The sequence below is a fragment of the Shinella sp. GW835-FHT14H05 genome (genome assembly GCF_058793575.1).
On sequence record NZ_JBXAFY010000024.1, the window covers coordinates 22,147 to 42,041 of the forward strand.

15 protein-coding genes are annotated in these 19,895 nt (G+C 58.2%); 3 read left to right on the plus strand and 12 right to left on the minus strand.

What is annotated here, in order from left to right:
• Nucleotides 1-5: 5 nt before the first annotated feature.
• The 7 genes from AC1Q6Z_RS33040 to AC1Q6Z_RS33070 form a co-directional block, all read right to left on the minus strand.
• Nucleotides 6-746, minus strand: a complete 741-nt coding sequence (locus AC1Q6Z_RS33040; RefSeq protein WP_492650451.1) for a sulfotransferase — start codon at nt 744-746, stop codon at nt 6-8.
• A complete protein-coding gene (locus AC1Q6Z_RS33045; RefSeq protein ID WP_492650452.1) occupies nt 661-2,520 on the minus strand; it encodes a hypothetical protein in 1,860 nt (619 codons plus the stop codon). Before AC1Q6Z_RS33045 ends, AC1Q6Z_RS33040 begins: the two co-directional genes overlap by 86 nt.
• 41 nt (nt 2,521-2,561) lie before the next feature.
• Entirely contained in the window at nt 2,562-3,170 is a 609-nt protein-coding gene (locus AC1Q6Z_RS33050; protein WP_492650453.1) for a class I SAM-dependent methyltransferase, read from the minus strand.
• A gap of 17 nt (nt 3,171-3,187) precedes the next feature.
• Entirely contained in the window at nt 3,188-4,414 is a 1,227-nt protein-coding gene (locus AC1Q6Z_RS33055) for a glycosyltransferase (RefSeq protein ID WP_492650454.1), read from the minus strand.
• A gap of 88 nt (nt 4,415-4,502) precedes the next feature.
• Nucleotides 4,503-5,759: an HlyD family type I secretion periplasmic adaptor subunit gene (locus AC1Q6Z_RS33060; protein ID WP_492650455.1), complete on the minus strand. Its 1,257-nt coding sequence runs from the start codon at nt 5,757-5,759 to the stop codon at nt 4,503-4,505.
• A gap of 140 nt (nt 5,760-5,899) precedes the next feature.
• Entirely contained in the window at nt 5,900-7,582 is a 1,683-nt protein-coding gene (locus AC1Q6Z_RS33065) for a type I secretion system permease/ATPase (RefSeq protein WP_492650456.1), read from the minus strand.
• Between the two features lie 175 nt (nt 7,583-7,757).
• On the minus strand, nt 7,758-8,576 hold the full coding sequence (locus tag AC1Q6Z_RS33070) for a calcium-binding protein (protein ID WP_492650457.1): 819 nt from the start codon (nt 8,574-8,576) through the stop codon (nt 7,758-7,760).
• A gap of 512 nt (nt 8,577-9,088) precedes the next feature.
• Between AC1Q6Z_RS33070 and AC1Q6Z_RS33075 the strand changes: the two genes are divergently transcribed.
• A complete protein-coding gene (locus AC1Q6Z_RS33075) occupies nt 9,089-9,775 on the plus strand; it encodes an FkbM family methyltransferase (RefSeq protein WP_492650458.1) in 687 nt (228 codons plus the stop codon).
• Nucleotides 9,776-9,861: 86 nt separating this feature from the next.
• Nucleotides 9,862-10,299 (plus strand): hypothetical protein, encoded by a 438-nt coding sequence (locus AC1Q6Z_RS33080; protein ID WP_492650459.1) that lies wholly within the window; start codon nt 9,862-9,864, stop codon nt 10,297-10,299.
• Here AC1Q6Z_RS33080 and AC1Q6Z_RS33085 read toward each other — a convergent pair.
• The 5 genes from AC1Q6Z_RS33085 to cysD form a co-directional block, all read right to left on the minus strand.
• Nucleotides 10,259-11,110, minus strand: coding sequence for a CatB-related O-acetyltransferase (locus tag AC1Q6Z_RS33085; protein ID WP_492650460.1), 852 nt, complete (start codon nt 11,108-11,110; stop codon nt 10,259-10,261). The two genes, AC1Q6Z_RS33080 and AC1Q6Z_RS33085, sit on opposite strands and share 41 nt — an antisense overlap.
• A gap of 83 nt (nt 11,111-11,193) precedes the next feature.
• Nucleotides 11,194-13,704, minus strand: a complete 2,511-nt coding sequence (locus AC1Q6Z_RS33090; RefSeq protein ID WP_492650461.1) for a capsular polysaccharide export protein, LipB/KpsS family — start codon at nt 13,702-13,704, stop codon at nt 11,194-11,196.
• Nucleotides 13,705-13,717: 13 nt separating this feature from the next.
• Nucleotides 13,718-15,142, minus strand: coding sequence for a capsular polysaccharide export protein, LipB/KpsS family (locus AC1Q6Z_RS33095; RefSeq protein WP_492650462.1), 1,425 nt, complete (start codon nt 15,140-15,142; stop codon nt 13,718-13,720).
• A gap of 120 nt (nt 15,143-15,262) precedes the next feature.
• Nucleotides 15,263-17,164, minus strand: coding sequence for a sulfate adenylyltransferase subunit CysN (gene cysN, locus AC1Q6Z_RS33100; RefSeq protein WP_492650463.1), 1,902 nt, complete (start codon nt 17,162-17,164; stop codon nt 15,263-15,265).
• Nucleotides 17,164-18,129, minus strand: a complete 966-nt coding sequence (gene cysD, locus AC1Q6Z_RS33105; RefSeq protein ID WP_492650464.1) for a sulfate adenylyltransferase subunit CysD — start codon at nt 18,127-18,129, stop codon at nt 17,164-17,166. The genes cysN and cysD overlap by 1 nt, the downstream gene beginning before the upstream one ends.
• A 593-nt stretch (nt 18,130-18,722) precedes the next feature.
• On the opposite strand from cysD, the gene AC1Q6Z_RS33110 reads away from it, so the two are divergent.
• Nucleotides 18,723-19,889 (plus strand): replication initiator protein A, encoded by a 1,167-nt coding sequence (locus AC1Q6Z_RS33110; protein WP_492650465.1) that lies wholly within the window; start codon nt 18,723-18,725, stop codon nt 19,887-19,889.
• Nucleotides 19,890-19,895: the final 6 nt, after the last annotated feature.

A 19,895-nucleotide genomic window follows, 5' to 3' on the forward strand; every position in this document is an offset into this window, starting at 1 on the left:
GTGCTTCAGTAGGAGTGTCGGGTCTCCATGACCTTCTTGTAGGCCTCCGGGTCGAACGGCACGCCGAGAAATTCGGTCAGCTGTCGGGCATGGTCCGGCCCTTTGACCAATTCATCATATTCGACGTGGAAGGCATTTTCCGCGCCGGCAAAGCGATTGTCCCGCAGCCGCTGGTCCATGCCGCGGATCGTGGCATAGGAATGGGCCGTGTCCTTCCACCAACTACTTTGAGAGGTGGCGAGGATATCGCGATGGTTGAAGATGATCTTCACGTCGCCAAAGATCTCCGTCACCTCGGCGAGGAAGCCATCGAGGTCCTTGATTTCGTTCCAGTTGATGCGGATCTCCTTGCAGCCGACGACCTTTGCATCCGCCGGCGGCTTCAGGATCGTCTCCACGAACGTATTGCGCAGGGTGTCCCGCACCTCGTCCGGCTTGATCAGGTCGGCCCCATACCAGGGATGGACCGGCAGCATCGATTTCTTGGCAACCTGCCCCTTCGTATCCTTGGCAGACCGATAGAAGCTGCACAGATGCGCGAGCGCGTTGTAATTTTCCCCTCGGATACAGAAACCCGGCAAACTGTTGAGATAACCCATCAGCAAGGTCGAGCCGGAACGGCCATAGGTGAAAATGAAGACGTAGCGATAGGGATCGCGGCTACTTGGAGCCCTCTTCGGGGAATTCGAAGCGCCAGCGGGTTTTGCTTTCGAGAATTTGCTGATTAAGCTTCGAAATGATTTCATAGATCTCAAAAGTCCTTTCAACGCTGGATATATCGCCGATGACCGCGCCCTCGTAATCCCGATCGTCCTTGATGTAAATTTCTCTGATCGAGAGAAACTTCGAGTTCAGCGCTGCGGCTTCCAGACCGTTAGCGCTCATGACCCTGCCGGTGGCATAGTCCTCGAGCATATGCTGATATTTCGACAAGGGCGTCGAGGCAATGAGACCGGCAGCCTTGCGGCTCAGGAAATAACCGCCCTGGCCGTCGTACCAAGTCTGCTCCGGGTCGATCTCGAAGATCAGGCCGGCCAGTTGCTTGTTGAAGACTGCCGGGCTGTGCCAGTCAAAAGCGGTACGGCTTCCCAGATTGACGTCGCTGCCGACGTAGTCGAAGTCCTCGTAGGCGAATTCCAGAAGCTTCTGGACGTTGAGCAGGCAATCGTCGTCAAGCTTGAGATAGTGGTCCGCATCGAGGAGGCGCAATGCCGCCGAGACGCCGTGCCAGATTTTGTGCGACAGATATTCATAGGTATCGGGAACCGGCAAGATCAGCCGATCATCGACCAAAACAGCTTCGGACTGCTCCGGATGCCCTTCGATGAAATAGACGTCGATATTGGCAAGGCGGGCATCCTTGGCCCAGGTGTCGCGAATAGCCTGCTGCTTGTGGCGGTTCCGCTTGCAGCTCGTGACGAGAACCGCCAGCTTGCCACGACGCGTTATGCGAGTGCTTTTCTGGCGATCGAACAGCATGACCGGGGCGCCCGCCAACCGGACTTCATCCATATCCCATTCCAGGCTTGCTTTGGGCGCCGCCGCCGGCGCGAGGACCGGATGGCGGCCGGCAAGGTCTTCAGGAGACAGATGCAGCTTGCCATCGACTTCGATGAAATGGGTTTGTTTTCCAATGGAAAACGCCTGGAGATATTTCGGGCGGTCTTCATCCAGCAGAAGGAAGTCATCCGTCCTGCTGCGCAATCTTTTGCTTCGGACGAGGGAAGCAAGACGATCCGGGTCGGTCGCTGAATCGAGGAATATGACGTTGCGATGACGGACTTCGGATAGCGCCCTGTTCATGAAGAGCGCGCCCTTCAGCTTGCGCAGCGAACCGTCGCTCTTGACGGTCATCTCGACCACCGCCGTGCGGAGGTTGAAATAGGTGCTTTGCAGGCCGACGAAGAAGCTGTGCCGAAACAGGTTCGAATTGTGCACGACGACGAGAAGCTCATCGACATAAGAATGGGCCTTTTCGACCAGACGGGTCAGCGCCTCCTCGTTGCCGTCCCAAAGGTAGAGCGCGGAAAGCCCTGGCTTCAGGCCTTCGCTCTCCCCGAGCGCCCGCAGCCGCGAGCCAAGTCCCATGCGGAACCTGTATTCGGGAAAGAACCGCCAGCGCCTTGAAAGAGCTTCCGTAACCGGCTCATCATCGCCGAGCGTCAGGTAACGGAAATTGCCGTAGACACTCCAGACGATGGACTTCGGGAAGGCCTTGCAGGGGAATTCCAGCCGGAAGTCCTTCAATTCCAGGATGAATGTTTCGCCTTGGAGAGAGAGCTTTCCCTTGATCGCATGACCCTTGAAAGGAAATTCATGTGTCTGCGGTTTGCTCCAGACACCGGCATAACGGTCCTTGATAAAGAGCGTGCCCGTTTCCTTGTCGAACTCGACATGGAACAGCACGTCATCGGCAAGGCTGTCGACGATGTGGAAATAAAGCCGTGCTTCCTTATCGATTGCGGAAACAGAAAAATGAAGAGGACTATCGAACCTCTTGATAATCTTTATTCTCTTCATCGTCTCAGTGCCACCTTAATCATTCAAGCCAAAATTCCATACTAAGGCAAATTCACATCAGGCTTCGGAATTTTGAATATTTCACATTGATAATCGTTAGGTTTCTGCTTGAATCCTATAAAAGCAATTTCTCTGTTTCGACCTGGTACAGATACCACTACGGGAAAACCAGAGCGCTTAAACGCATTGGCCAGCGATTTCCTTGTAAAACCCGTTTTATGGGCATAGAAATCAACCCCAGATTCTTCAATCTTTTTTCCGTAACCGTAAAGAATATCCTTAACTAAGATCGGTCCCATACCAGATGTGTAAAGTACATCATCGATGTCGATGTTCTTTTCGGCAACTTCTCGTATAACCGCCCCAATATCCGGAACTCGAACTTCTGCGAAGCCGTCTGGTTTCAAGACGTGCGCAAAACCAGAAAGGACTCTCGGCACATCGTGAGCAAAATAATGCTCGAGATTATGCGAGCAATAAATTGCATCATACTGATCCTTAGGAAGAGATGAAAGCTCGCGCGCATCCATACAGACATCCGGACAAACGGCCGGATCTATATCGAGAAGCAAATGTTCCCAATCCGCGTAATAAGGCGGTATAGCAACCTTTTTGCTGCCCCCGCCGACATTTAGTACACGCTTTGTCATTCCGTCCTCCAGTGACGTCAAATTGAAGGCGGCTGCCCGCTGGCGATGCGCTCTATCAGGTTGAAATACTTTTTGGTTAGATCATTCATATCGTAGCGCTCCAGCATGAGTGCCCGCGCGCGTTCTCTTAGTGGCGCGTAATGAGCCGGATTTGCTAATACATCAGCAAGTCGCGCGGCCAGCGTCTCAGGCTCGAAAAATGGCACGAGAAGACCGTTTTCCCCGTCCGTTATGACCTCCCGCACTGGGGCGGTGTCCGAGCCAACAATGAGGGCGCCAGCGCTCATGGCCTCCATCATGGACCAAGAGAGTACAAAGGGTACGGTCAGGTAAACGTGTGCGGCGGAAATGCGCAGGACATCGCGCAGCGTACGAAGGGGCTGGCGACCGAGGAAATGGATGCGGCTTTCATCCAGAGTGAGGGTCTCCAGCGCCAGTTCCTTGTATGTTTTGCCATCCTTTCGCTTGGGGCCATAAGCGACATTTTCGTCACCGATAATGATAACGTGGGTTTCCGGCCGTTTTTTCTGCAAGATCGCCACCGCTTCCATGAATTCCGGAAAACCGCGATAAGGTTCCATGCCACGCGCGATGTAGGTGATAACGGGATCGCCTTTGCGGAAGACCTGTTCACCGACAGAGAAGGTTGTGGTATCGTCTGGTGAGAAATACTCCGTATCGACGCCATCGTGCAGGACCGAAATGCGTTCGCGAAAAAGGGCCGGAAACTGGCTTTTTTGAAATTCAGTCGGGCATTGCCCCCAATCCATCGCAGCCAAATCATGTAATATGGCCGTATTCTTCATACGAACGCGGAGCTCTTCGTCCGGTTTCTTAGGAGCATCCCGATCAAGAAACGATGCGTCAGAGCCATAGGCATGATAGTACCATTCTAGGTAAGGCATATACTTTGCCTGTGGCCAAAGATCCTTTAGAAAAATACCGTCGCCGAAGCCCGAATGCGCAAGAATGATATCAGGGTTCCAACCGCGTTTCTTCACCGGCATGAAAGCAGTGTAGGCAGCCTGTCCGCGAATAACCGTCATTTCCGAATAGCGTAGTGCCGGGTGGATATCCTTGCGAGCCTCTCGATGCGGTGTGTATTCCACCCGTTTGATCAGTGGTGCCTGCGTATTCGAGGCAAGCGACCCGGACAGCATGTCGACATCCCTGCGCCCCTTCAGGTGACGCACGATGCGCGCATACTGCCCGGGGAAATTGTTGTGAACAAATAGGATGCGCATGCGACCTCTCTTGCGGATTTTTCGCCAGCGAAGCCTTTAAAGCAAGGACCGGCCGAAAGAAACCTTCCTTTTCGACCGGCATTGCTCGTCAGTCCTGGTAAGTTCTAAGCGCAAATCGGGTCAGCGGGTCGGCAAGATGCTGGAGCAGCGTGCGCGCCTCCGTCTGGAAGAATACTTCCGCGACGTTGCCGGGTAGAATATTGCGGCCATGAGGATCGCCGCTTATGCGGACACGGGCGACATAATAGGAAACACGCGTATCCGCCGGCATCGTCATGGTGTCGGCGGAGATATAAGCGACCTCGCCCTTCAGCGGCGGCGTGACCGTCACCTGATCGTTCGGGAAGATGACCTCTACATTCTGACCAGTGAAGATTTTCGTGATGTCCTGCGGTAGGATCGGCACTTCGAACAGGAGCGGCGCATCCTTCGGCAGGATTTCTGCGATCTTCTCACCGGGCTGCACGACGGCGCCGATCGACTTGACCGGCATGCTGAGCACGATGCCGTCTACGGGGGCAAGAACATCAGCACGGCGCAGACGGTCGTCGAGTCGGTTGATCACGTCCTCGGTCTGATTGAGCTTCTGTTGCAACTCTGTGATCTTCTGGCTGGTTGTGGCAGCATGTTCAGCCATGAACCGCTGCTTCTCATCATTAAGAGAGCGGATATTGTGATGGGACTTCTGAAGCGTTGCCTCCGCATTTGATTTCTGCGCATCGAGGCGAGACATCTCGCGCTGGAGGGAGAGTACACGCGTGCGCTGGGTCAGACCCTTGGCAAGCAGTTCCGAAAGGTCGGTTTCTTCCGCGACAATGAGCGCTTTCTGTGCATCATAGGCGGAAACCTGAGCCTTCAGGTAGATGAGGTCTTCTTCCTCGTTGGCAATCTTGCCGTCCAGCACCAACAATTGCTGCTCGCGTGCCTCGCGTGAACTCTTGAACTCTGCGACCTGGCTTTCATAAGCCTCTACGACACGCGGATTGTCGGCAACCGGCGCTAGCTTTTCCGGGGCAACCGTAAAATTCTCGGCATTGTCATCGCGCTCGGTACGCCAACGCTCCAGCTCGATGGTGGCAAGCGCACGGTCGATGTGCATCCGGCCGAGTTGGGAGCGGTTCGCCGTTTCGTCCATCTGCGCGATGATATCGCCGCGCCGCACGGTATCTCCCTCATGCACGCGGATGTCCTGGATAATGCCGCCCTCGAGATGCTGCACGATGCGATTGTTACCCTCGGTGATAACGCGGCCGCTGGCAATCAGCGCGCCGCCAAGTTTGGCGGTCGCAGCCCAGGCGCCGCCGAAGCCGAAGATGACGAGCAGTACGAGGCCGGCAAACAACATCGGGCCGCGGCGGCTCGTCGGAATCCGGTCGCTCCAACTCTGAAGGACATCAAGCCGGAGGCCGGAAAGCGGCGGCGCGGTCGGCCGGGCGGTTTCCGTCTGGAGTGCCTGGTTCTCGTTTGACATGGGTGTTTTCCTGATCAGGACGCCTTGTTCGGAACGGAACGGATGAGTTTGCCCGGCATGACGTCGGCCGGATTGCCGAAAGCTTCTACCTGTCCACCCTTCAATACCAGAACCTTATCGACGTGATTAAGCAGCGACAGTCGCTGGGTGACGACGATCGAGGCGATGCCGGCTGCAGAAGCCCGTTGCAAAGTGCCGAACAGGATCTGCTCGCCATCGGTATCGAGACTGGCGTTCGGTTCATCGAGCACCACGAAAGCCGGGCCGCCATAATAGGCGCGGGCCAGGCCCAGCAACTGCTTCTGGCCACCCGAGGGCTGAAAACCATTTTCCGAGATCACGGTGTCGTAACCATTGGGAAAACGCATGATCATCTCATGAATACCAACGAACCGCGCCGCCTCAATTGCGAATTCCGGCGGATCTTCGCTACGCATACGGGCGATGTTTTCACGCACCGTCCCCTCGAAGAAACCGACTTGCTGCGGCAGATAGCCCATATGAATGCCGCGTGTCACGGGATCCCAGGCTTTGAGGTTCTGTCCATCCAGCAACACCTGGCCGCCTGTGGGCTCGAGGAAGCCGATCAGCACGCGTGCGAAAGTCGATTTGCCCGCACCGCTTGGGCCAACAATAGCAACGTTCTGGCCCGCTGGGATAGCACCGCTGATGCCCTTCAGGATCGGCTGCTGGCCTGGCGCCGGCATATAGACGACCCGATCCGCCGTCAGGCTATGCGTCGGGCGGGGAAGTGGCGTCGGTCGATCTGAAAGCGTGAAGGTTGAGACACGCTCATCGAGCTTCTTAAGCGCGAGACTTCCCTGCTTCAATTGACGCCATCCACCGACGATCGCCTCGATCGGAGCCAGAGCGCGTCCGGCAATAATGGACGTGGCGAAGATGATGCCTGGCGTGACGTGGTCGGAAAGCACGAGGACCGCACCGCCACCGATCATGGCGATCTGGAGCAGTTGTCGGATCAGCTTGGAGGACGAGGACAGGGCACTGCTGCGGGCCAGCAGATTGAGAAGCTCTGTCAGATGTTTCGCCTGAGCCCGGCCCCAATGGGCAACGGTTTGTGGGTAGAGACCGAGCGCACGAATCGTTTCGTGCTGCTGCAGATGGCTGTTGAGTGTCTTGCGCGCAGCCAAAGCCGCATCTTCCGTCGCCTTGACATTGCCGCTTGTCAAAACCTCGCCAAAAGCGGCAACTGCAAGAAGCAGGATCATGCCGACGAAAACGATCCCGCCCAGAAGGGGATGGATCAGAAAGACGAGCAGCAGGAAGAGCAACATTACCGGCAGGTCGAACAGGTTCGGGAAGACGTTCGAGCTGACCAGCTTGCGGATTTCCGCGAGCTGGTGGACGCTGCTGGCGGAGGTGCCGCGCGGCAGGGCCAGTTCGCCGGTCAGGAACAGACCGGATACGCGCGCCTCGAACTGTACGCCGATGCGAGCGAGCAGGATCTGGCGTAGCGTGTCGAGCAGACCGAAAGCGATCAGCACGACGCAGGCGATGACGGTAACGGCGATCAGCGTTTCGAAGCTGCGCGAGGCCAGGACCCGGTCATAGACCTGGAAAAGATAAAGCGGCATGGCCAGAAGGCAGAAGCTGGAAATGATAGAGACGACCGCAACGCCGCCCATGGCGCCCAGCGCTGTTCGTTTTTCCGCGCGGTAAGTTTCGGCAAGGTTCATCGACGATCCGCTCGCTCGCATCTTACGAGATCGCATACTCTGTCTCGTAGAGCGTTCGAAAACAGCAGAAAGAGGCAGGAAAGCGATGTCGCTACAGGGTATTATACCCCTTTATACAAAGAAAGGAGGGGAGCAAAAACTCCCCTCCTCGTATCATCTAAACAGCTTCACTTTATTAGAAAATGAAGTTGCTTTCGCCCAGAGCGGCATTCAAAACGCCATCAATGGTGATGATGTCGCTGCCGATCGTAATGATCGAGTCGCCTGCAGCCTCGGTGAGAACACCTGCTGCTTCGAAGGCTTCAAAGTCAGCGAAGTGAGCTGACAGGTCAATCCTGTCTTCAGCGGCAACGAAGGTAAGGATCGTATCCTCACCGCTTCCAGCGACGAAGCCAAAGACGTCGTTGCCAGCACCGCCCGTGAGCGAAGCATCGTCGCCAGCGCCGCCCCAGATGGTGTCGTTGCCCGCGCCACCAACGATGGTGTCGGCACCAGCACCACCGAAGATGAGGTCGTTATCGTCACCGCCATTTACGGAAGCGTCGTCACCCGCGCCAGCGTAGATAACGTCATTGCCAGTGCCACCGTCGATGGTGTCGGCGCCAGCGCCGCCACCGACCGTGTCGTTGCCAACACCGCCAAGAACGGAAACGTCATCACCTTCACCTGCGTAGACAACGTCGTTGCCGATGCCGCCGTCCAAAGCGGTGTCGGAACCAGCACCGCCGTAGATGCTGTCGTTGCCCTTTTCACCGATGATGTTGTCAGCACCGCCGCCACCACCGATAACGTCGTCACCGTCGCCACCCTTGATGATGTCAGCGCCAGTGTCACCTTCGCCAGCCCAAATGCTGTCGTTGCCAACACCACCTTCAATGCTGTCAATGCCGTCGCCGCCGCTGATGAAGTCGTCGCCAGCCTGACCCGTGATGGTGTCAGCGTCGTTGGTGCCCTTCAGGTTGTCATTACCGATTGTGCCCGTGATCGTAGCCATATTTAGAGGCTCCCTCTTCAAAATTGTTCACTGCTGGGATGCATAGCTGCAGCTATGCTTCGACGTGCATGCCAAGATTACAAAGGAAAGTCAACTCGGCCCGCTCGGGAATTACGCTTGCAACGCGGTGAATATTCTCACCGCTTGCATGTTTACCCGGATTTTTCGACAGAGCTGCAAAACTGTTGCAGTGGCGCAACACAGAGGCTGGAAGCTGCTGAAAACAGCCAAGAAACAAAGGAAAACGCGGAAGGCCCAGCAAACCTTCCGCGTTCTAGCCTCTAAAGCTGCTGATTTCCACGGCACAGCAAATCTTGCTTACGCGAAAACTATGAGACATTCAATACGGCCCCACTTAAATTAATCCACGTACGCGCAAAAGCGTGGCGCTTGCGCTTCCTGCGATACAACGCTTATGAGGTGGACAGCAGCAGGATAACGGCATGTCATTTTCCGTGACGGCGACAAGATTCGAGCTCAGCGCTTGGACCATGAACCACGAGGTACATCCCTTGACTGACACTATCGAGCATTTCGGCATCCGGCTGCGCATCGATCCGGAATTCATGTCGCCCAAATTGATGGAAGTCATCCGCGAGGGGCGCTACGAGACGCCGGAAGCGCGCAAGATCGGCAAGATCGTCCAGCAGGGGGACGTCATTCTCGAGATCGGGGCGGGCCTCGGCTTCATGACGGCGCTGATGTTGAAGAACCCGGCGGTCGAACGGGTCGTTTCCTTCGAGGCCAATCCGCTGCTCATTCCGAAGATCCAGAGGACGCTGGACGATAACGGGATCGGCGGGCAGCGGTTCGAGCTGCACAATGCCATTCTCGGCGCAGAAGATACCGGAACGATCGACTTTCATATCCACCAGGATTTCTGGGCGTCTTCGCTGCGCAAGACGAGCGCCACGATCCACTCCTTCCCCATTTCGCTCGTCAGCTTCGACAAGACCATCAAGACCGTGCGGCCGACGGTAATCGTCTGCGACATCGAGGGGGGAGAAAAGGTGCTGTTCTCGACGTCCGATCTTGCCGGTGTGCGCAGCGTCTATCTCGAACTGCACCAGCGGGTGATCGGGCCGGCCGGCATGCGCGACGTCTTCCAGGCTTTCCACGATCGCGGCTTCCATTACGACCAGAACCATTCCGGCGGGGCGATCGTGCTCTTCTCCAGGATACCGGACCCGGCCGGTTAGGCACCGGGCGCTACCAGAGCTTCGAACAGCCTCGCGCAAGTCGGGTGGGGGACAGTCCGCCAAACGGTCAGTTTCCCGGAGAACCCATGTCGCAGGTCAGTTCAATCGGCGCAACGTCCCCGCTCGCCAGCAGGATTTCGGCTCCCACCTATAGTGCGGAGCGTTTCTATATTCCCGAGGAGCTCAAGGCCGGCAACGCCTCCTCTGCGCAGGCAGCCGCGGACCCCGAGACGCTGGAGGCGCTGATTGCGGAGCAGCTGGCAGACACGATGGCTCTTCTGCAGGAGCAGGGATCGCTTTCCGCAAACGGCACGCATATAGCGCTGTTCAATGCGATCATGCAAAACCGGGACCAGTTTCCCGCAGAGTCTTTTCATATCAAGACTGATCTTCCGGGCGGAGCGTCCATAGAGACCGAAATTCCGGCGAGCGGCGCTGGAACCTCGTTCTCCCAATCACCCCAGGTCATCTCGACCTCCAGACTTATCGCGGCTGCCCTTTCCGCTTTCGAACAAGCCTCTTGAGATATTTCAGGAGCTTTTGCCCCGTGGACGCCTGAGGTTCCGGCGGTTTCGGGGGCATGATGCGGGTCTTGTCCAGGCTCGCCTTATAGATGCGCTGCGCCTTCTGGATGTTCTCGGCCTTGTTCACCCACCACGCTTCTTCATCTTTGCCGAGCCGCAAAATCGGGTGGTCGATCGTCTGGAGGGAGCCTTCGCGCTGCCGCCGCTCGATCTCGGCAATGGCAGCGTCGACGTCGTGAAACGGAACGCCCACCAGGGATTCGGACGTGTATTGCCACCATCGCAGCCGCAGCAGCCGTCGCACCGTTTCGCGCGGAAAGCGGTATCTGAGGATTTTTCCCGGAACGCCGACGACGATCGCATAGGAAGGAACATCCTTCGTAACGATGGCGCCCGCCCCAATGATTGCGCCATCTCCCACGACGACACCATGCATGATGACCGCGTTCGCGCCGATCCAAACGTCATTGCCTATGATCGTTCTCTTGAGAGGGCCTTTCTTCGCAGACGCCTGTTCTTCACCGACCCTGTATGCGGGGGCAGTGGCAAACGGATGGGTCGTCAGCCAGTCGATATGATGCTGGCCGTCCCCCATTGCGACACCGGGAGCAATCGAACAGTAACGCCCGATCGAACGCACGCCGCCGCCAAGTCGCGAACCACCTCTTACATAAGAGTAAGCGCCAATGAAGCCGCTCATGAATATATCGGCACTGAGCTTGGCAGGGGCCTCGACGAAAACACCCGAGCCGGGCTTTCTCTTGAATGATGGATTAACGAATATCTGAAAGTCGTCTTTTTGGTAATTCATGAAGCGAACGCTCTATTCGAAATGCCTTTAGAGTGGAACGCTATGCAATTTTGAGTGCTATTTCTACAGTCAAAGTTCCCGTTTCACGGGCTCACTGGAAACGGTTTTTCCTTCCGGCCCAGCCGCTGCCACCAGGGTCGCCGGATTTCCTCGAGGCGGCGGACGATTCCCTTTTCGCCCGGCCTGAGCGCCAGGGCCTGCTCGAGGCAGCGCACGGCACGCGCCTTTGCGCCGTCGTGGAGATAACATTCGGCAAGGCAGCGCAGGTGACGCGGATTGCCCGGCTCGCGCAGGTGCAGCATCTCGAAGAGCCTGGCGGCTTCGACGAAGTCCTCCCGAGCAAAAGCGGCTTGTCCCTTTTCACCCAGCGCCCTGGCCGAGGTGCTCATCATCTCTTCCAGTGCGCCGCCATAGCGCTGCACGCCGATGTCGCGGAGATACTGGAGGAAATTGGCGTTCTCCGGCTCACGATCGTGCGCGACCGTAAACATCGCGATCGCCTCGTCGTAATCACCTTGAGCCCGCGCCTCCTTGCCCTTCTCGACGATCCGCTTCAGCGGCGTCGTCGCGAGCTTCACGGCGGGGGAACCGCCAAAGGAATAGTAGAGGGGGGCAAGGGTCGTCACCCGGTCTGGCGGCGTGCCGAGCTCGATCGCCGTCGGCGTCAGTCCGCAGAGAGACGAAAACTGTATGCGGCTTACGAGACGGCTCGTGCCGCGGGTTTTCGTCTGCTTGGTGAGATATTTCCCTTTGCCGAAGGAATAGAACTCCTGCGTCAGGTACTGGAAGAAACGAAGCCGTTTTTCCTCATCCGGCAATTGGGGGTGAAGGACGGTCGTCACCAAGTCCTCTTTCGAGCTGGCCGTTCGGGCAAGACCCGGATGGGCGTAGTAGGCATCGCCACAGCAGACGACGGGTTTGCCGCAGCCGAGTGCGATGAGACCGACGCCGGAATTGATGACGACGACGGTTTCGGCGGCCTCTATCAGGTCCATCACATGCGTTGCGCCATCGACGAAGACGACATTCGGGATATCCGGTGCCTCGGCTTCGAGAGGATGTTTCTTGGCGACGACGACATGGGTTTGCGGATCAAGGCTGGCCGCCAGATGGGCAAGCCATTGGTTGAAGCCGTCGGCATCCCCGCAAGGGCCGGAGAAATAGACCGTCGCCGTATCCTGCGGGCGCTGAAGGGCGGCAAAGACGATCGTCTTGCCCTCAGCCTTCAGCCGATCGCGCAAGGCCGCCGCACCGATCCGTTCGCCGTTTTCCTCTAGCGTTTCGCCTGCCCGGTGCGCGTCCAGCCATTCCTGGGTCGCCTGACGCTTTTCGGGTGCCAGCGGCTTGTCCCACTTTTCCGGCGAGTAGGACGAGCTTTCGGCGAGAAACCCGCCCGGATCGAAAAACCAGCTGTCGTTCAACCCGCCGCGATCCCAGACGATGAAACGCCGGCCGACCGCCTTCAACCCCTTGTAGAGGGAAAGGCGGTGCGCATTCCCATAGGGGTTGAGGAAGAAGGCACGGGTGAAGCCCCCCTCGTCCATTGCCTGCACCAGCGCATCGGCATCCGCAAACGCCGTCTCGCGCCGGATGTCATACCGTCCGAAGGCCGGAAAGGCATGCCGCAGCGCCTGGATGGACGGAGCCGTCTCCTCCTTCACCAGGACCAGCGTGTTCTCCGGAGAATGCGGGTCGACGAGAGGCGGGACCCAGGATTTTCCGGCGTCATAATCCGCCATGACCTGGGAGACCCGCTCCTGATTGTGGGTTTTGGGCGCGATGTAGCTCGTATCTTCCCGCCGGGGATGCCAGAGATGCGCGATCTGCAGGCCGCGCTGAAAAAGCTCGATCCCGTAGAGCGCAAAATAGGCGCGAAACCCTTCGTAACGCCGGATCGAGTTGTTCATCGTGTTGCGGTAATAGTTCAGCGTCTTCGGACCGCGCGGCGCATAGGACACTAGCCGGTGCATCAGCTCGAAATCTTCCGCGCCGTGGCCGACAAAACTCTTGTCGTGACCACCGATCGCCAGGAGATGATAGCGGGAGGCAACGATCGCCGAGATCGCATAGGTATGGTTCTCGTAGACGGACTTGTCGCGTCGCATCACACCGTCATGGGCGAGCGTGTCCGCAAAGGCAGCCTCGCCCCGGGCGAAGAGATCGAGATAACGGCGGGTGAAGTCTTCCGTCAGGTAGACGCCGGGCAGCGCGAAAAATCCATAGGCATTTTCCGGCATGCCGCGAAGCCGCGCCTCTTCCAGAACGCGTTCATAGCCATGCGGAGACAGAAGAAAGTCGATGTCGTGATAGAGAACGATCGGCGTTTCGGCATGCTGCGTGCCGATATCACGCGCATGGCCGACGCTGAAAGGCTGATCGCCCGTCTCGACCCGAACCAGCTTCGTGCCCGTAGCCGCGGCGAGATCCCGCAACTCCCCCGTCCTTTCCTCCGCCGTCCCATAATCGACGACAAGCGGCACAAAGCCGGGTGGCAGCGTTGCCACGATCCGCGCGATGCGCTCCGGCTCGTCATACAGCCGGTCAGTGGAAAGCCGAACGGGAATAACGGCCGTAATGACCGGATTGTAGGACAAGGCTTCTCCTCCCTCACCTGCGCAAATCGAAAGGATAGAGAACCTTTCCAACGAAGCGAAGCTGTGAAGACCGGTGCTCCCGGAAGTAGCGTATCGGATTGGTCTTGAACCGCTTGGCGCTCTTCTTGTTGCCGAAAAGCCGGATCACCGGCGCCAGCGCGTAGGTCAGAAGATGGCGCCAGCCCAGGACGCCGAACGCGCCCCATGGCTCCCATACGATCGGCTTGTCGGCATCGAACTCGTATTGGTATCTATTCGGATCACGAAGCCGCGCCTTCAGCCAGTCGACCGCCTGCTCGAATGAGTATTCCTTGCCGGTCTTCGGTTCGAAATAGCGGGGATAGAGCAGATAGGCCGCGGCAAAGACCTCTTCCACCGACCGGCGCCTGGTTCTCCTTGGATTGGGCTGCCGGTCGTCGGTCAGGCCCCAGCCGGCATAGAACGGGCAGCCGAGCACCGTCAGCGGAATGCCGCGCAGGAGCGCTTCAAAACCACCGAGAGATGTGATGGCATAGGCCTTGTCGATGGTTTCAAAGGACCGTGCGAGCGGCACGTTCTCTCGCATGATGTAGCACAGGTGCTCGACATCCGCCGGGTTGGACTGCGCTTCGCGCACGCCGTTCAGCACATCCGGATGCGGCTTGTAAATGATCTCAGCGTCAGGGTTTTCCTCAGCCGCGATCCGAACGAGATCGTTGTTGGTGACTTTCCGGTTGCAGCCGTAGCGGATGGATGCATCGTCTTCCACCTGCCCGATGACGAGGACCCGTGGCTTGGTCTTCTTGCCGAGAAGCGACGACAAGGACAGGGACGAAACCGCATTGTACTTGCTCAATCCTCCGTCGACGATGAGGCGGATGCCGTCCCTAGCCCGTTGCAGGAGCATGGGATCGGCTGTGAAGTCATGGGTTTCGAGAAGAATTTCGAGGTCGGAAGGCCCCCGGCTGTCGAAATAGGGGCGTCGGCTGTCGAGTGCGAGCGACAAAGGGGGCGTTCGGGCGGCGTTCGGACGGTTCGACCGCAGGAAACCATCCTCGATGAAATAGCAGGTAATGCCGGCCTCGTGGACGAACGCTTCCAGATTGGCGGGCACGTTCTGGCCCCAGATGAAGATTTCCGCTCCCTCCGCCGCCGTGATGCGCGGCATCCACTTTTCCGCGAATGCCTCCGTCGTGACGTGCAGGGGCAGATAGGTGAAGCGCCGCTCCGGAAAGAACGACTTAAACACCATTCTCTTCCACCCGTTTATGTGAAAGGCAAACGTGGGGATACGATAGCCGTCGGTAGTCATGCCGCCATTTTCTCCGCGAACGTCCTGTTCTGGATGCTGATCCAACGCCTGCGGGGCGGTTTGTAATGGGGGGACATTGCTCTGTAAAGTTTGTACCACTACCGACCTATCCAAGCCATCCGGCCTGTTATCTACGCGTTTCGCCATTATAGCCCTGAAGCAGGGGCGTGCACGCTTTTGCAGTAGAATTCGTCCCTTGAAGGGCGCAAGCGCAAATCGCCAGGCTGTTTGTGCCAAGCGGCAGAATGCAGGTCCGCGACGACCGCATCATGCCTCCATCCGGCTTTCCAGAACGGCATGGATCCGCATCGCCAGTTCGTCCGGATCCGTTCCGACCGTTTCGAGATGCACTTCGGGATGTTCCGGCGCCTCATAGGGCGAGCTGATGCCCGTGAAATTGGCGAGCTCGCCCCGCATGGCCTTCTTGTACAACCCCTTCGGGTCCCGGCGCGCGCATTCCTCGATCGGCGTATCGACGAAGACCTCCATGAACTCGCCGTCGACCATCAGATCGCGCGCAAGCCGGCGTTCGGAGCGGAAGGGCGAGATGAAGGAGACCAGCACGATCAGGCCGGCATCCGCCATCAGTTTCGCGACCTCGGCAACGCGGCGGATGTTTTCGACGCGATCCTCATCGGTGAAGCCCAGATCCCGGTTGAGGCCGTGGCGGACATTGTCGCCGTCCAGCATGTAAGTGTGGCGGCCTTCGGCATGGAGCAGCTTCTCCAAGCGGTTTGCTACCGTCGACTTGCCGGAACCGGAGAGCCCCGTGAACCAGACGACAGCAGCCTTCTGATGCTTGAGCGTCGCGCGCGCCTTACGGTCGATCTCTATCGCCTGCCAATGCACGTTCTCGGCCCGGCGCAGGGCAAAGTCGATCATGCCCGCACCGACCGTGCGGTTGCTCATCCGGTCGATCAGCACGAAATTACCGGTAATGCGGTTGTCGGCGTAACTGTCGAAGGCGAGCGGCGAACGGGTAGAAAAGTTGCAGATCGCAACCCCGTTCATGTGCAGCGCCTTGGCGGCGAGATGGGCGAAGGTGTTGACGTCGACCTCGTATTTGAGGGTGGTCACCGTCGCCTCGACGCTGTCCGTTTCCGTGCGCAGGATGTAGCTGCGACCCGGGATCATCGGGTTTGCATCGAACCAGATGATATGCGCCTGGAACTGGTCGGCGACATGCGGCCGGTCATCCGGCGCGACCAGCATGTTGCCGCGTGACACTTCGAGCTGGTCCTCGAGGACCAGCGTCACCGCCTGCCCTTCCACGGCCCGCTCGAGCGATCCGTCCTGGGTGACGATCTCCTTGACCCGTGTCGACTGGCCGGATTTTGCAACGGTCACCGTATCACCGACGGCAACGGAGCCAGAGGCAACCTGGCCGGCAAAGCCGCGAAAATCGAGATCGGGACGGGAGACATACTGGACCGGGAAGCGGAACGGCTTTCCGAGATTGGCATCTTCGATCGGGACCGTTTCCAGGTATTCGAGCAGATGAGGGCCGCCATACCAGGGCGTATTCTCCGAGCCACGGGTGACATTGTCGCCGTGGCGGGCCGACAGCGGGATCGGCTGGATCGTGGCAAAGCCGAGATCGCCAGCAAAGCTCCTGAAATCCTCGACGATCCTGTCGAACACCGCCCGGTCGTAGCCGACGAGATCGATCTTGTTGACGGCGAGCACGATGTGCCGGATGCCGAGCAGCGAGGCGATATAGGCATGGCGGCGGGTCTGGCGCAGGATGCCCTGCCGGCTGTCGACCAGCACGACGGCAAGGTCGGCCGTCGAGGCGCCGGTCGCCATATTACGGGTATATTCCTCATGGCCGGGCGTATCGGCGACGATGAATTTCCGGCGGTCGGTCGCGAAAAACCGATAGGCGACATCAATGGTGATACCCTGCTCGCGCTCGGCCTCCAGCCCGTCGACCAGGAGCGCGAAGTCGATATCGTCGCCGGTCGTGCCGTGTTTACGGCTGTCGCGCTCAAGGGCGGCCAGCTGGTCCTCGAAGATCAGCTTGGTGTCGTAGAGCAGGCGGCCGATCAGGGTCGACTTGCCGTCATCGACGGAGCCGCAGGTCAGGAAGCGGAGGAGCGACTTGTTTTCCTGCTCGCGCAGATAATCGACAACGCCTTTCACAGGCACATCCGGTGCGATGGCCACCATCAGAAATACCCCTCGCGCTTCTTCTTCTCCATCGAGCCGGCCTCGTCCTTGTCGATCATCCGGCCCTGACGCTCGGAGGTGCGTGCCGTCAGCATTTCCCGCACGATGTCCTCGAGCGTTACGGCATCGGATTCGATCGCGCCGGTCAGCGGATAACAACCGAGCGTGCGGAAGCGCACCAGGCGCTTCTCGACCTTGTCGTCCGGGCCGATCGGCATGCGTTCGTCATCGACCATGACCAGCATACCGTCGCGTTCAACGACCGGCCGAGGGGCTGCGAAATAGAGCGGCACGATCGGGATATTTTCCTTGAGGATGTACTGCCAGATATCGAGCTCGGTCCAGTTCGAGAGCGGGAAGACGCGGATCGATTCCCCAGGCGCCACGCGCGTATTATAGGTTTTCCACATTTCCGGGCGCTGGTTCTTCGGATCCCAGGCATGGGCGGCATTGCGGAAGGAGAAGATGCGCTCCTTCGCCCGCGACTTCTCCTCGTCACGCCGCGCACCGCCGAAGGCCGCGTCAAAACCATATTGGTCGAGCGCCTGGCGCAGCGCCACCGTCTTCATCACATGGGTATGGATGCTGGAGCCGTGCACGAAGGGGGAAATCGCCTGCTCGATGCCTTCCGGATTGATGTGGACAAGCAGATCAAAACCCCGTTCGGCCGCCATGCGGTCGCGGAAGGCGATCATGTCCTTGAATTTCCATGTCGTATCGACATGCAGGAAGGGAAAGGGCGGCTTTGCCGGGTAAAAGGCCTTCATCGCCAGATGCAGCATGACCGAGGAATCCTTGCCCACGGAATAAAGCATGACGGGCTTGGAAAAGGTCGCCGCGACTTCCCGGAAGATGTGGATCGCCTCTGCTTCCAGCCTCTGGAGATGTGTGAGAGACGTCAAGGCGTGCTCCGATGGTCCGTTGAAAGATTCCGCTCTCTTTGCACAACGTTCGGGCGATAGCAAAAGGCTTTCTGGGACACTCTAACTGGCGGCATCACGTTCTCGTGCGACTTTCAAAGAAGATCAAGGTGCTAGCGTCTCACCCAACTCGTGCGCCCATAATCCGTGGAATATCGTTCCTGATGTGTGAGTGGGCCCTCCGTAAACCTCGCCCCAAAAGCGATTAAGCTACGCCCCAAAAGTCGGAAGTGACGCCCCAAAACGCGGGAAACAGCGCCCCAAAAACATATTGTAAGCGCCTGATTTAAATATATGTTTTTCCTATAGACTTCTTCTATAGACATTAAAGAGATTAAAGAGATTAAAGAGACGCAACATGGACATTTGCGCGAGCTTGGCTGAGCTCCAGATACTTTAAAGCGCCATTTAATCCGCATAGTAAAATAGCGGAAGTGACGCCCCAAATCTAATGCTGAACGCCGCCCAAGGCATGCCTTCGAGCGGCGCAACGATCCGCTCTGGCAGAAAGGGTGTCCCGTTTGTTATATCCTCTGTCTTGACGCCCCACAGCATGGCCAGGGCGAAGACAGGACTATCCAGATATGAAGGCTCCCCGGTTTTCTATGATGACGCGCGCTGATTTCAGCGATCTTTCCTTGCATGAGAAAAACACCTACCTGCAGACCCTTGCCTACCAATATGCCGACCAGCACGAGCGCGAACGCGTGACGCTCGACAAGGATGCACTGAGCCGGCTGCGGCGCTATTACAGCCGGAGGGTCTGGGCCGACCTGAAGCTCGAGAGCCTGAGCGACAACAGGACGGACATGTTGCTCGCAAGGCTCGGTGAGGCAATCCGCAACGAGTCCATCAAGGCCGACGTCACCGCCGCCCTCATGCAGGAGACCACGCCCAAACGCATTCTCCGCACGGCGCCGCAGGACGACGCCCAGCTGATGTTCTTCGTGCCGACGATCTACGATGCGCCGTTGAAGGACGATGTCCATCTCATGGATGTCGCCCCCTTCTCACTCAGCAAGAAGGCCAACAAGGGCATCATCAAATACGAGCTGAAGGATAGTCTCATCACCATCGAGGGCGGTGCGGAAACGGGGCTTGCAACGGTCTTCGACTACGACATCTTCCTCAATATGGTGTCGTACCTTGCCGACGAGGTTAAGAATTACCGCAGCAATGAGGCCAAGGGGCTGCGCCCCAGCCTTCCGCCCAAGACCTACCGGCCAAGCACCTCCCATATCCTGAAATTCTGCCGGCGATCGGACGGCGGCAAGGCCTATGAGGACCTCGAGGCCGCGCTCGACCGGCTCGCCAACACCACAATCAAGGTCGTCAACCTCTCCGGCGGCAAGCGCCGCCAGGTGGACAGCCGCCCGATGATCAGCGGCTACAGCGTCGTCAGTCGCACGGGCGCCAACCGGATCGAAACCATCGAGATCAGCATTCCGGACTGGGTCTATACCAGCATCGTGCGCAACGAACGCACCCTTCCCCTCCTGACGCTGCACCAGGATTACTTTCTGATCAGCTCGGGCCTCGGCCGCTTCATCTATCGCCTGGCGCGCAAGGCCGCCGGCAAGACCGAGGCGACCTACAGCCTGAAGGAACTCCACAAGCGCAGCGGATCGGCGCAGGAACTGCGGAAGTTTTCCTACGACCTCAGGGAATTCGTCACCCGGACACTCGCCTTTCCCATGCCCGAATACGACCTGTCGCTCGAAGACGGCAAGGACGGAGCCGTGCTCCGCATGCGCTACCGCGAGGAGGATGGCGTGGCTCTTTCCCCGCTCATCGCCAACCTCTGATTTTTG